Origin of the sequence: Dysgonomonas sp. PF1-14, assembly GCF_029892965.1 — a bacterium.
Lineage (GTDB): Bacteria > Bacteroidota > Bacteroidia > Bacteroidales > Dysgonomonadaceae > Dysgonomonas.
Map to the genome: position 1 here is coordinate 32,830 of NZ_JARXWN010000020.1, position 14,739 is coordinate 47,568.

The window sequence follows — 14,739 nt, forward strand, 5'->3', positions numbered from 1 at the left end:
GGGATAAACTGATACAAAAATAGGGCATTTATTTGATAAATACCCTATTTTGTTTTGTATTACTTCCTTATTCGTTTATTGCTTTACTTCAACCCATTGTCCGGTAGTCCGGCTTTGTTCGGTAGGGCTGTACATGGCTTCGCACGATACGGCAGGCAGGTAGAACCGTCCGCAATATGCAGCCTGTAATCTTACCTTGAATGCCATAGAATATCCCGAGCCGATATTGAAGTATGTATATACACGGTCGTCCCTTATATCCTGATAGTTGTATGATGCGGCTGTGTTGTTTGCTGTCTGATTGAATAGCCGGTTGTTGAATATTTCCCATCCCGACGCAAATATCTGGTTCAGGTTCATATCGGTAAGTACTTGTCCCGAGACATTCTGTACAATGACGCTGGCATAGAATTCCGTACCCTGTTTCAGGGAAGTGATGTCTATATCCTTACCGTTTTCATTCACATATTTCACATAGAGATTTACTCCGTTGTTCAGAGCCGGACTATTATCTACCAACGGCTGTGTGCGTCCGATGAGGCGGACATATAACTGTCCCTGTCCTTTGTTCTGGAACGAAACATTGATCTTATCCTGTGGTTTGATCTCTATTTCCTGGAATACCTTTCCTGAATTGACCGTTTGCTGCTTCACACCGTTCAGTGTCCAGTCGTAAGCAATCGTGCCCTTACCCATTTTCTCTGCCAGTTTCGACATAGCGATCAGCCCGTATGCTGCTGATTGGGTGGTGATGTAACGGTTGCTCAGGCTTTCCGATATCTTGAACGACAGCGCTAGTGCTTTGTCTACCTTGCCTAACAACAGGTATGTTTCCATAATCATGGCCATGTCGCGGCTCGAACTACCATAGGTGTTGTTATTGAAAGTATAACCTGTGATCTGATCGTTTGCATTGTTTATCAACTGGTTGGCAGCATCTTTTTTACCTGCCAGTACATACGCCGCAGCAAGTCGCCAGCGTGCCTGCGTAGACAGATTCGCCATTTCTTTCAGGCGGTTCATTGCTCCCAGTTCAGGCTCACCTGCCAGTGCAAGCGTATACAAACGGTATGCCTGTTGCAGGTCACTCATCGAATAGCTGTAGTATGTATTGTATATATCCTGCTTGTTCCATGTTTGTGCCGATTTCTTCTGGAATTGTTTCCACTTGTTTATTACCGAAGTCGGTACATCGCGTCCTGCACGTTGTGCCTCTACAAGGAAATGTCCTGCATAACTGGTCACCCATTCGTTCGGGTAACAGTCTCCCGGCCAGTACACAATACCACCGTCACTCAACTGACGCGATGTAATGATGTTTATCGCTTCTTTGATATGATTGTTCATCGTCTCCTTTTCGGCATTGGTCAGTGCGCGGAAGTTTTCAATATACAACAACGGGAATCCCTTCGATGTTACCTGCTCCGAGCATCCATGAGGATAATAGCGCAGGAAGTCGAGATTCTTACCCAAGTCGATACCCGGCATGCGCGATACTTCTAGACGTGTCCAGTCTCCGTCCTTGATATTGTCGAATGTCAAACTCATTTCCGAAGATTCGTTAGCAGCAACCAGTGCCTGCGATGTCATCAATATAGGTGTGTTTGGGTTGCGTATTTCGATATCTACAGTTTCGGTAGCAGATTCGCCGCTACCTGTAGCTTTAATCACAACTTTCTCAAATCCTGTCTTTTTACCGACTTTCACTTTGAAGTACACCATCTTGTCGCCTGTGTCGGTAAATGTAACCGATTTGCTTGTTCCGTCAGTGAATTGGAACAGTCCGCCCGACTGGATATTTACGGTCACATTCTTCACTTTCTTGTCCATAGCGAAGACATTGACAGGAAGCAGTATCTCTTCGTCAGGCCCTGCAACTCGCGGAAGTGTAGATAGTATCATCAGCGGATTGCGTACAGGCACAGTTTTCTCTGCATTTCCGTAAGCGCTTTTCGCATTTCCGGCTACTACCATTACACGTACCGAACCAAAGTATGATGGCAGTGTAATTTTATGATTGTCTGTTTTTCCCCCACTCAGTGAGAACGGTCCCAGATACTTCACCACAGGCTTGAAGCGGCTCATAGTATTGTTGCCCGGTTTCAGTGCTTCGTCACCTCCGATACTGAGAAGTGGTCCCATTTTTCCGGTTTGCGCGCCTACTACCATATCGAACATATCCCATGTGCGTATACCCAGTGCCTGACGTGCATAGAAATCGCTCCATGCGTTCGGTGTTTTAAACGATGTAAGGTCTAGCAAGCCTTCGTCTACAATGGCGAGAGTATAAGTCATATCCTTTCTGTTCTTTTCAGATACCGAAACGGTAAATTCTTTCTCAGGGCGTAGCTCGTTAGGCATATTTATAACAGGGGTAAGCTGTGTGTCCTTATTCTCTACATTTATATTCAATACTCCATACAAGCGTATCGGTAAATCGTTATTTGTCTGAGCGTGCGGTTGCAACAGTGTGGCGAATATGTAGAAATTCGGTGCCATTTCTTCCGTAACGGTGAATGAGTACTTGGTGTCTTCTTTCGCGCTTGTATTTACCCAGTTCTTAGTGATGATGCGCGAACCGTCTTCTATACTGATAAGCGCACGCCCGTCAGAACTTTTCGGCAGATTGACGGTGACTTTTTCACCTACCTTGTACGATTGCTTATCGGTAGTGAACGAAAGCATTGTCAATCCACTAGGATCTTCTTTGTCGGAACGTCCTCTCCACGACGGCCAGTCTACATACAATACCCTTCCGGATATGTGTCCGCCCTGCTTATCCTCTATCATTACCAGATAGCGTCCCCATTCGGGATAATCGACACGCAATTTGACCTTCCCTTTACCTCCATTGGTTGTGGCTATAGTTTCGTCAAGAATAACTTTAGTCGAAGTATTATTGACGTAAGAAGACAGGTTGTCGCTTGAGTTCCACCACCAAGCCCAGTCTATCTTATATATTTTCACTTTGAGGTCTGCCCTGTTCACCGGTTGGCCTTTTGCGTTCAGGGTAACAATGTCAAGTGAATTGTCTTTGTCTGTTTCCAGCCATCCGTGTTCGGTTTCTGCCGGAGATTTGATCCCGATATATGCAGGAAACGGCGAATAAATAGCTGTCTGGGTGTAAATACTGGCATCGCCTCCCGTCTCAAATACACGTGATATGAAATCGGCTTTAAGCATACCCGGTGCACTGGCAGCCTGTGGCAGGTTAGCCCTGACCGAAGCATTACCCGAAGCATCGAGCTTACCATCGAAGATAGTATATGTGTCTGCCGCAAAATTGGATGCAGGATTGTTGAACGAATATTTCTCATATCCCTTGAATGGTGTATAGGCCTTGCTTAATGTCATTTCCACCTTAGCAGCCAGATTGGATGCCGGTGCACCATGAAGCCATTGCGAAGACAATGAGCCTGTAAATGTGCCTGAACTGGCGTCTACCATATCACCTACATCGAGGCGGATTTTAAGCCTGTTTGGTTTTACAGTTTCTATTTTCAGTGTTTTGTAGAATGTCACGCCGCCTACTTTCACACGTGCCTGCCAGTTTCCGGTGATAACATTGGCATTTGTAGCCATACGGAACGGATAGAATCCGTCTTTGCCCGATGTAGATACATAGCGCTGAGCCATTTGTCCGCGCGGGGTATAAAGTTCCAGTGAAACCGGATGGTCTTTAGGTAGTGTTTTGGCTTTATCTTCAAGAATGAATGTTACAAATATGGAATCTCCCGGACGCCATACGCCGCGTTCGCCGTAGATATAGCCTTTCAGTCCCTTCTTGATCTCCTTGCCGCTCACATCGAAATTGCTGAGAGACAGAGACAGATTTGATGTGACTTTCAGATAGCCCTTCTCTTTTTCGTGTGAAACAATCACGGCAAAAGGTACACCATTTTTGTAATCTATCTCAGAAAATCCGTTTCCATCGGTTTTTCCGCTACCGATACGTTGCATCTGATAGTTATATATATCTACTGTTGCACCTGAAATCGGACTGGTCGTTAGTATATTAGTAAGAGCAACTGTCATTTTCTTGTCCGAGCCCAGTTTTGCCGTAATACCTATATTGGATGCCAGTACCATACATGTTTCGGAGGATTTCTCCATGAAATAGGTTGGGTGACACGGATTGTCCCTTTCTGCCCATACATAGTCGTCCCAGTTGCGCTCATCATAATAATAGTACCCTGGTTTATCCCATCTGGCTTCTTCAGCTTCGCTTATTTCATCGAAGTGTTCAAGAGTGGCTTCTTCCGGAATCTGCGGAGTCATGCCATCGCAAGGATAGAGCGAATACTCTTTCTTCATTGTAAATTCGAGGCGGTAAACGGCTCCCGGGTCTTGTTTGATCATCTTTGACAGATCGAGAGAGAAGTTATTCCATTCACCCAGTTTGAGTGTAGGATCGGCATCGAGACGGATGCGTTTTTTCAGTATAAGCCGTCCGAAACGCTTCAACTCATCGCTTTCTCCGAAGTCGTTGGCCTGAAGATACCCCAAGATATTATTCTCGAATATCTTTACTACTTTCACATCTACTGCCCAGAGGTTTACGGCCTGAAACGGAATTATCAGATTGTTCGAGTTGGGTAGTATATTGCCTGAATTTACGAGCTTTATTTCAGGCTTATGTCTTTCTATATTGATAGCAGCTGTATAATCTTCGGCAAGGGTACGGTTACCTGCGCTTTTGAGTTCTTTGAATATTTTGAGCTCTATGCTGGTACCACTTGTCGTTTTATCCAGATATATTCTCAGCACATTCTTTTGTATGTCGAAAGAGAAATTTTCAACTTCTCCCGGACGTATCAACCCCTGTATATTCTGATTGAGCGAAAGCGGATCGCTGAACGTTACACGGATACATTCTTGTGGGCTGTATTCGGTGGCAACATCTATTACTGAGAAATCCTGTATCTTGGGAATGGCGATTTTAATTTCCTCGCTTTTCTTCACTTTTATAGGGTCTCCGTTGACATGCAATGTGTATTCCAGATCAGTCTGATCGCGGCGCAAGCTGTCGATAGTCAGATTGAATCGCCCTTTTGCTTCGGTAGGGCTTATTTTTATTCTTGCATCCTTCGCATTAGGGCCTGTGAGTGTAAACATCTTCGTTACATTCTCCAAATCGGCATTGTCAGCAAGCTGTACTGTGCCCTGTACTACATTCCATATCAGGTCATTGTCCTTAATGGATGAGTATGGCATGAGTGATACGGTGTAGTTCTGTTCAGGCACATGGAAGTTGAAGTAGAAGTCTTTGAAATCGCTCTCTACTTTAAGCACTTTATCGAGATGAAACCATGCCTCGTATTCCTGTCCACGCTTAAGCTCTCCCGGCTCAGGTACGAACTTGATAGTGCGGGTACTTGTCCAGTATGCCTTTCCTTTTATAGATGGGGTAAACTTGAACATTTCCTGATCTATTTCCTTATTCAGTTCCACAGTGGGGATGTCTTGTGTTAACTCGATCTGTATTTCAGATGACGATGTTATCTGACCGTAGGTAAATGCTGCAATATATTTTGCAAACTCGGGATTTATATCCCGGGAACCGCCTCTTTTACATGAATTGAGTAGGAAGAGGCACGACAGAATAAAGAAACCGGCGAGGAACAGATGTTTTTTCATACGATATATATTTGTGCTTTGTAATTGCAATATTGGGAATACAGACTTGGAGCCTGTTTAAATTTTATACGAATATTTTGTGATGTCTTTTTCTTTGTTCAAATTTAAACGGGCTCTGATATGCAAATATATAAGAATATTTCAGATAATGTTAATTTGAAAGCAGAATATACATCTCTCAAAACGCGCTGTCTGTGGGGCTTGTGAGTGATAAAAACAACGATTTGATCGGCAAAAGTGATCTTTTTGTTAAAACCGGCGTTACGATTTGTTTGTTTATTTTAACATTAATGTTGTAGACAGATCGGGCTTATTTTGCTTTTCCCTGTTTCTTTTTAGAGCGTATTATCAGAGATGCACCTGTAAGGGCTAAAGCTGATGCACCACTTATAAGTCCTATTACATCATGATCGAAAAAGAAGATAAGAATTGCAGATGCAAGAGCAAGCACTGTGGCGGCGGCGACTAAAACAATACCCCATTTTTTCATAAGTGTGTAGTCGTTTATTGTGATAATTATACAAACAGATACAGGCTAAAAGCCATTACTAACATTCCGGCAACCAACCCCGAAATGGAGATGTGGTGCTTTCCATACTTTTCGGCGCTGGGTAATAGTTCGTCAAGGGAAATAAATACCATAATGCCCGATACGGCGGCAAGTATAATACCATTCATCACCGGAGTCCAGAACTGCATGAGGAAAAGATAGGCGATAAGTGCGCCGAAAGGTTCAGCCAGCCCGGAAGCAAAGGAGTACCAGAAAGCTTTTTTGCGACTGCCTGTAGCATGATAGATGGGAACTGCTACAGCTATTCCCTCAGGTATGTTGTGTATGGCAATAGCTATGGTGATGGGGATAGCTACATCGAGCGAACCCAAAGCCGACGTAAAAGTGGCGATTCCTTCGGGGAAATTGTGTATTGCAATGGACAGGGCAACTACAATGCCGGTACGTTTCAGCGAACTTTTGCTATTCATGTCCTCTACACCCTGAATTTCGTGTGGATTCAGCGATTCGGGAATAAGGAAGTCTATCAGGTTGATAAGCGCAATACCACCGAAGAATGCGAGAATGAGATATAATGTTCCCAGTTTTTCGCCGAACGCGGATATCAATTCTATTTTTCCCTGAGGTATCATTTCCATGAACGAAACATAGAGCATAATGCCTGCTGAGAATCCTAAAGAAGCGCACAGGAATTTGGTGTTGGTATGCTTGGCTATCAGCGCGATAAGGCTGCCGATACCAGTGGATAATCCGGCAACAGCAGTGAGTATAAAAGCCAATAGTATGTTCTGTTCGGTCATTCTTGTATTCCGAATGTTAAAAAGCCGATGCAAATATACGCTTTTGCATCGGGCTATTCCAAATATTTCGGGCTGAGAGTTTCTGTTACTCTACAATAGAATTAAGATATACTTCCAGATTGGTATATGAGCGGCTGAGATTGTATTTCGTACCGTCACTACTGTCATTCGGATTGAGACCGTTCGCCTTTTCCCATTCATCAGGCATTCCGTCACCGTCGGAGTCGGTAAGGGCAGGGGTGGAATCGTAGGTCGGCCATCTTCCTACATCAGCCTGTGAGTCGATGATACCGTTTGTGCTGCCATTTGATCCCTGATATGTATATGTTCCGGTCTTTACTTCGTTTACAATACGCTTGTCCACCTCATCGCGTTTGTAGGATGCTCCTGCACCAGCGAGTACCAGTTCGTAAGCCGCTTGCGCGGTATGTGTTTCGCATTCTGCTGTATTGTATGCAGTAACAGACTTGCAATCGGCTACGGAGAATGTTCCGTTTGAGGCATTCAGGGTTATTCCATCCCAGTTATTAGTATTCACTTTACTTATTAGTGCAGGATATGTACTTACTCCCGAAATGGCTGCCGAACTACCATCGAAGTAGTTGCCGTTTACATAAAAGCTTCCATGAGTACCTTTTGCATTTACATTCTTGCCATCGTCGGCATAAGCTTCAAGAATACGGTTTACAACGTTTTTCTTGGCAGCTGTAGCCGGCCCCGGTTTGTAGTAGTTGTTTACTATGTTGTATGAGCCGCCTTCTGCGGCATAGCTGCTGTTGCTTCCCCAGTTATATAGCACATTGTTTCTGAAGTCGACTAGTTCCAGATCGGGTTTGCCTGTATAGCGGCTGCCGCAAAAGCGCGGGTTACGACTGTTGTGATGTGCCAACAGATTGTGATGGAACGATGCGCCTTGTCCACCCCATATACCGCCATATCCGTGCGACCCTTTTCCATGTACCGAGTTTGCAAGGCTTTCGGAAAGTATACACCACTGCATGGTGAAGTTTGTATTGTCGTAGAAAGATGAACATTCGTCGGTCGACCAACTCATCGAGCAATGGTCTATGATAATGTTTTTGCGTTCGCGCCCCCACAGAGCATCGTCAGCAGTTTGTTTTTCGTCTCCCATACGGAAACGCATATATCTGATGATGACGTTATCGGCTTTGATGCTTGTCGTATAATTTTTGAGGCAGATACCTTCTCCCGGTGCGGTTTGTCCGGCAATGGTAAGATTTCCGTTCTTTATTTCCAGTGAGCTTCGCAATTCGATAATACCACTTATGGCAAAAATGATGGTGCGTGCTCCAGTCTGGTTTACAGCCCATCGGAGTGTGCCTGCTGAACCGTCGTCGGCCAGCGAAGTTACTGTATATACTTTTCCGCCTGCTCCACCTGTTACATACTTGCCAGCTCCATCGGCTCCGGGAAATGCAGGTACAGTATCTCTCAGTGGTGTAGGATAGGTTATCAGTGAAGGTGTTTCCGGCGTAGGGTCGGGTGTTATAACAGTTTCACCATCGTCAGACGATGAACAGGAAAAGAGGAATAGCGAAACGGATAGAATAAGGTAAAATATTTTTCGCATGTGTTTCATGGGTTAAAATGTGAATGTGAAACAAATATATTACATCTCTTAAAAAAGATAACTATCTGTTTCTCAATTAAGGCGGAATGCCCCCGTTATTAGAACAATTTGTCACCCTCTTTCTTAGTTTATATATTAGATTTTTTTACTGCACACAATTTTGGGTTTTTACTATTTATTTTCAGCAATACGGATTTTAAATAATTATTTATACATTGGGCGCAATAACAGACAGTTTAAAATATGAAACGAGTAAAAAATAAATATATTCTAATAGCAATAGTGTTTGCAGTCAGTTTTTTAACGCAGGCTGCTTATGCTCAAAAGACACAAACGATGCTACAAAAAGAAAACCTTAAAGGGAAAGTAAAATCAGTACGTGTAACAAATGAAAGAGATTTTTATATTAAAGTCTGGTTTGACAAAACCGGTAAAATAAGCAAGAAAGAGGAAAGTCGTGTGGATATGATAGTGATATGGGATAATTACATCTACGACGAAAAAGGGCGTTTAATATCTATCAGTGTTTATAGTGAGGATAATCCGACAGAGAAAAGTGAAGTTACCTATAAATATCTCAACGATAGTGTACGGGAATCTTACAATGGAACTGATAAATACGATGAAAGAGGAAATTGTATTTTGGAAATACGACAAAGAGGTCAGGGATATGAGCATCTCGAGCGGATTTATAACCAAAATAACCAACTTGTTGAAGCATTTTCACATAATGGTTTAGAGCGGTTGAATATATGGAAAACGGATAGTGACGGAAAACGGGCATATGAGGTAACTGAATGGGTTGAACCGATGAAGAGAAATCATGTGTTTTTTGAATACAACAAATTTGGTGATGTTTCCCTGATAACTCTTAAAACGGAAAACGGATATACTATGTTGAATAAAACAGGGACAATGATATACAACGGTTATGATAGTGCAGGAAACTGGCTTGAACAAATACGTCCGGGAGATTTGTCGCGTGGTGATTATGATATAAAGAATAATTATAGAATGTATCATGAAATGTATGATACTTATCTCGACGGGTTTCACATTACACGAGTCATCGAATATTATGAGTAAATGCTGATTATAGATCAAAGTCCTGTCGTTAAAAATAAAATAAGCTTTCATTCTTCGGTCTGTAAACATTTTGTACATTTAACACCTCAATGATTAAGGAGATCGTTAAGGTTTTAAAAGTTGTGAAATGGAGGAAACAAGTTCGAAAACAAATACAGGTCTGCTGTTATTTATAATCTGTCTCGGAGCTTCTCTTGTGCCGTTTATGAGTTCGGCCCTAAATCTGGCTTTGCCCGATATCAATAAAGATTTGTCTCTGAGTGCCGTTATGTCAGGTTGGATTCCGACTTCTTATATGCTGTCGACAGCTATTCTGCAAATACCCTGTGCGCGCATTGCCGATATGATAGGCAGGCGTAAAGTGTTTATAGGCGGTGTCGTGTTGTTCTTTATATTTACGGTACTTAGCGGATTGGCTACTACGGGAACCATACTGATCGTTTACCGCTTCCTTTCGGGTATAGGCAGTGCCATGATGTTTGGTACCAGTACAGCGATACTCACATCTTCCGTACCTGCCGAGAAGAGGGGGATGGCACTGGGTGCAATAGCAGCTACAGTTTACTTCTCACTCGCAGCCGGCCCTTTTGTGGGCGGTATGCTTACCGAGTATTTCAATTGGCATAGTATTTTCTTCGTATCGGCTGCAATGAGTCTTATCGTAGCTGTGGGCGGTATGCTTATTATAAAAGATGACTGGAAAGAAGAGACACGAAGTAAGTTCGATCTTGTCGGTTCTGTACTGTTTGCCATAGGAATTTCAGCCCTTATATTCGGTTTTTCAGAGCTACCGCATGTACGTGGTTTTATTTTTATTGGTATCGGTATAGTAGTCTTGCTTCTTTTTGCTTTTTATGAAAAGAAACAGGAATTTCCTGTATTCAATATTCGTGTATTTCTCGAAAACAGAGTATTTCGTTTGTCATCTTTGTCGGCACTGATAAACTATTCTGCAACATTTGCCATCTCTTTTATGTTAAGTCTGTATCTGCAATATGTTCGGGGTCTTTCGCCACGCGATGCAGGGTTTATACTTATTATACAATCTATCGTTATGGCTGTTGTTTCACTCAGGTCGGGACGTTTGTCCGATAAAATGTCTGCCACATTTCTGGCTACATTGGGTATGGCGATTATTGCGGTAGGATTATTCGGCCTTTGTTTTATCTCCGAAACTACGAGCTATTATTTTCTGGGAGCAGTATTGTTTCTGCTAGGACTTGGGTTCGGTATATTTTCATCGCCGAATACGAATATTATAATGAGTTCGGTGGAAAAGAAACATTACGGGCTGGCATCGGCCACGATGGGAACAATGCGCCTAACGGGGCAGGCTTTCAGTATGGGAATAGCAATAATGGCGATCTCCATTACCATAGGCAATGTGGAATTGTCTCCGGCTGTGCATAGCCAACTGATGAGCAGCATGCGGATAACATTTATTATCTGTCTGGTACTGTGTTTGTTTGGTGTATATGCTTCGTCTGTAAGAGAGAAAAAGAAGAAAAGTGTTTAGATATAATGTTTGATGAAAAATCTGTTCAATAAATTAAAGAAGGATTATACAACAATAAACAGAAAGCAAAAATCCAGTGCTTTCGAGTTATTGAAATACATTGGACCCGGCTTGCTGGTAACAGTCGGATTTATAGATCCGGGTAACTGGGCATCGAACTTTGCTGCCGGATCGGAATTCGGATATGCTTTGCTTTGGGTGGTTACGCTGTCTACCATTATGCTTATCATCCTTCAGCACAATGTAGCCCATCTGGGTATCGTTACAGGACTTTGCCTTTCGGAAGCTGCAAACAAATACCTGCCGCGCACAGGTTCACGCATTGTGCTTTGGTCTGCTATCGGCGCTTCCATATCTACCTCACTTGCCGAAATACTGGGTGGGGCTATCGCATTGCACATGCTTTTCGATATTCCGATAAAAGTAGGCGCGGTTTTGGTTGCTGTTTTCGTCTTTGTGATGATGTTTTCCAATTCGTACCGGAAGATAGAACGTTATATAATTGCTTTTGTTTCGTTGATAGGGCTTTCATTTATTTACGAACTTTTTTTGGTAGATATAGAGTGGGGAACGGCTGCCAGAGCATGGGTAGTGCCTTCTGTTCCACAGGGCAGCATGCTTATTATAATGAGTGTGCTCGGTGCTGTGGTGATGCCTCACAACCTTTTTCTGCACTCGGAAGTGATACAGAGCCGTCAGTGGAATCTCGAAGATGAGGCGGTGATCGAAAAGCAGTTGAAATACGAATTCTTCGATACGTTCTTTTCCATGCTTATAGGCTGGGCGATAAACAGCGCCATGATATTACTGGCGGCAGCTACCTTTTTCAAACAGGGAGTAGTGGTTGACGATCTGCAACAGGCGCATTCGCTGTTAGAACCTTTACTGGGAAGTAATGCGGTAATCATTTTCGCTGTGGCATTGCTGTTTGCAGGAGTTTCATCGTCTATGACATCGGGAATTGCGGCAGGCTCTATTTTCGCGGGAATGTATGACGAACCTTATAATATAAAAGATATCCATTCGCGTGTAGGTATTCTTATCTCTCTGGGTGTTGCTCTGCTTATTATATTTATGATAGGCGATCCCTTCAAAGGGCTGATCATATCGCAGGCTATACTGAGTATGCAGTTGCCGATAACCGTATTTTTGCAGGTACGGCTTACCTCGTCGAAAGAGGTAATGGGCAAATATGCGAATACTACATTTACAAAGATAATGCTATATGGTATTGCATCTATAGTGACTTTTCTGAATGTGTTGTTGCTACTGAGCTTCTTTGTGGATATAAAATTGTAATTCAGATAAGCTGGCGTATGCAATACGCCCCTACAACCTAGTCATGTCTCGTAAAATTATTGTGTCTTTATTCTCAAAATAACTATCTTTATCGCTCATTATAGATATTATGAATATGAAAAAATATATGATTTTTGCCCTTTGCTGTGTATTCACAGCGGGTGTGCTTTCCGGTTGCGGATCGAAACCGAAGACTGATGAAGCCGGAGATAAGACTGTTTCGACAGCAAAAAGTGAAGCTCCCAAAGAGAAGTTTGTAAAAATGGCAGCAGAAGCTAATAAAAAAATGCCGTTGGTAGTACCCGGAGGTTTGCGTCAGGATAAGGAAGAAGCTTTATCGAAGACCGAATATAAATATCATTATACATTTACGAAAGAGCCTGCCGTATCGGCTGAGGAATTTGTAAGGAGTACGAAGCCTATGCTGTCAATGGGTTTGAAGACAGTGAAAGATGACAATGTGGATATGCTTCGCAAGGAGAAGATAACGCTGATCTATGCGTATCACAAGATGGACGGTTCTTTATTTGCTGAGGTGAAGATTTTACCGGAGGAGTATAGTAAATAATGCGAATCAGTAGTTGAAATTATATGTTTGTTTATTAGTTACTAGTTACTTTGCCCTTTGGGCAGTTACAAGTTACAAGTAAAACTCTTTATTTATCGTCTCCAGATCGTGCTTTAGCCCGCGCCGTTAGCTTTATGGACGGGGTACCCGTAGGGAGAGAAAGGCGTAAAACAAAAACGTGTTTGAGCTTAGTTGTCGGTTCGTATTATGCAAAAGCCATGGGCGAGTTTTTTTGTTTAGCCTTTGAGCCCTCTAACGGGTCGTCCTATGAAGCGTGGCGCTAAAGACTTTTTGATTCCTTTTGGGGCTTAGGCCAAAAGGAATGCAAGCAATCTGTAATTGCGCGCAGTAGAAAATAAACAAACGATTATTCAATACAATCTCAAATACTGATTGGCATAAATAAAAATAGAAAAGTTTATCTATATGTCAGTTAGCAGTGATCAGTCAACAGTTAACATGAAAAAGTAATGACAAGTAAAAACATCAGAAATCCGTTACTTTCGTTACATTTTAGTTAAAATATCAGGGCATGTTGTAGGGGTATAATATTTTACGCCCAAAATGAGAATAATGCTTCTAAAAGCGGGCGGATGATAATCCACCCCTACAGGCAAAGCCGCGAAAAAAAGGATGTGTAAGAGTGGGGAATGGCGAAGAGAGTAACAGGATACGAAAAACAACGTAATTCATTACTTTCGTTACATTTTAGTTAAAAAATAAATTCAAACAATTGAATAACAATATTATACGATTATGGTAAAACATATAGTGATGTGGAAGCTCAAAGAAGAGGCTCATGGAAACGATAAGGCTGCCAATGCCAAACTAATTAAAGAAAAACTGGAAGCTTTGAGTGGAAAAATAGACGGCTTGCTGAAAATAGAAGTCGGCATTGATTTTCTCGGAGGAGGTAACTTTGACGTCGTTCTTTATTCCGAACTGTCGAAAAAAGAAGATCTCGATGTATATCAGAACCATCCGTTACATCAGGCTTTACTTCCTTTTATCAGGGAAGCTGTTACGGACAGAAAAGCTGTAGATTACGAAATTTGATATGCAGCAGGAAGATATAATAAAAGATATCCGTACGCGTTGCCGTATGGGAATGAATGGTATTACCTCTACCAGTATGCGGCAGAAAGGGCTTGCATATAAGGTGAATTTTGGCTTAGCTATCCAACAGATAAAAGAACTCTCGGAGCGTTATCAGCCCGATAAGGAGCTTGCCGAAACATTATGGAAAGAAGATACCCGCGAACTGAAAATACTGGCAACCCTGCTTTATCCTGTTGCGGAATTTACAGAAGAAACGGCTAACGAGTGGGTAACTGCAATCCCCAATCAGGAGATACGCGAGCAGGTATGTATGAATCTGTTTCAGAATTTGCCTTTTGCCGGAAAAGTGGCTATAGAATGGGGAGGCAATGCCGATGAGGATATCCGCACAACAGGTTATTGGCTTGTTGCCAGACTGTACCTGATAAAGAAAGCTGAAAATATACTTCCGGATGCCTTTAACTATATCTGGAATGATGCGGTCTCTGATAATATATCGTTGAGGAATGCCGCTTTACAAGCGTTGAAGCATATCGGTCGGCAGTCGGAAAGTACCGCCGATAATATCTTAAAAAAATTGTCTGTATATAAAGAAAGTTCCGACCTTGTAAAACAAGAGGCGTATAACGGACTGGCTTTTGAGTTTGAGTATTATTTTGATAAATAATAGAA

General features: G+C 42.5%; 10 protein-coding genes. 6 read left to right on the top strand and 4 right to left on the bottom strand.

The genetic code is table 11. The annotated features are described in order from the left end of the window. Nucleotides 1–75 precede the first annotated feature (75 nt). The 4 genes from M2448_RS18100 to M2448_RS18115 form a co-directional block, all read right to left on the bottom strand. Nucleotides 76–5,637 carry an MG2 domain-containing protein gene (locus tag M2448_RS18100; protein ID WP_280697204.1) on the bottom strand — a complete coding sequence of 1,854 codons (5,562 nt, stop codon included), beginning with the start codon at nt 5,635–5,637 and terminating at the stop codon, nt 76–78. 310 nt (nt 5,638–5,947) lie between these two features. After that, nucleotides 5,948–6,127: a hypothetical protein gene (locus M2448_RS18105; protein ID WP_280647549.1), complete on the bottom strand. Its 180-nt coding sequence runs from the start codon at nt 6,125–6,127 to the stop codon at nt 5,948–5,950. 26 nt (nt 6,128–6,153) lie between these two features. Beyond that, nucleotides 6,154–6,948, bottom strand: a complete 795-nt coding sequence (zupT, locus tag M2448_RS18110) for a zinc transporter ZupT (protein ID WP_280647550.1) — start codon at nt 6,946–6,948, stop codon at nt 6,154–6,156. An 85-nt stretch (nt 6,949–7,033) separates the two neighbouring features. Then, nucleotides 7,034–8,539, bottom strand: coding sequence for a pectate lyase (locus M2448_RS18115; RefSeq protein WP_280647551.1), 1,506 nt, complete (start codon nt 8,537–8,539; stop codon nt 7,034–7,036). Between the two features lie 243 nt (nt 8,540–8,782). Between M2448_RS18115 and M2448_RS18120 the strand changes: the two genes are divergently transcribed. The 6 genes from M2448_RS18120 to M2448_RS18145 all read left to right on the top strand — a co-directional run bounded on the left by M2448_RS18120 (nt 8,783) and on the right by M2448_RS18145 (nt 14,734). Then, nucleotides 8,783–9,625 (top strand): hypothetical protein, encoded by an 843-nt coding sequence (locus M2448_RS18120; RefSeq protein WP_280647553.1) that lies wholly within the window; start codon nt 8,783–8,785, stop codon nt 9,623–9,625. 127 nt (nt 9,626–9,752) lie between these two features. Then, nucleotides 9,753–11,141 carry an MFS transporter gene (locus tag M2448_RS18125; protein ID WP_280647555.1) on the top strand — a complete coding sequence of 463 codons (1,389 nt, stop codon included), beginning with the start codon at nt 9,753–9,755 and terminating at the stop codon, nt 11,139–11,141. 12 nt (nt 11,142–11,153) lie between these two features. Continuing rightward, complete coding sequence (locus M2448_RS18130) at nt 11,154–12,440, top strand: Nramp family divalent metal transporter (RefSeq protein WP_280647556.1); 1,287 nt, start codon at nt 11,154–11,156, stop codon at nt 12,438–12,440. 115 nt (nt 12,441–12,555) lie between these two features. Beyond that, nucleotides 12,556–13,008 carry a hypothetical protein gene (locus M2448_RS18135; RefSeq protein ID WP_280647557.1) on the top strand — a complete coding sequence of 151 codons (453 nt, stop codon included), beginning with the start codon at nt 12,556–12,558 and terminating at the stop codon, nt 13,006–13,008. 756 nt (nt 13,009–13,764) lie between these two features. Then, the gene (locus tag M2448_RS18140) at nt 13,765–14,064 is read left to right on the top strand and encodes a Dabb family protein (protein ID WP_280647558.1); all 300 of its coding nucleotides are present in this window, start codon (nt 13,765–13,767) and stop codon (nt 14,062–14,064) included. 1 nt (nt 14,065) lies between these two features. After that, nucleotides 14,066–14,734 carry a DNA alkylation repair protein gene (locus M2448_RS18145; RefSeq protein ID WP_280647559.1) on the top strand — a complete coding sequence of 223 codons (669 nt, stop codon included), beginning with the start codon at nt 14,066–14,068 and terminating at the stop codon, nt 14,732–14,734. Nucleotides 14,735–14,739 lie beyond the last annotated feature (5 nt).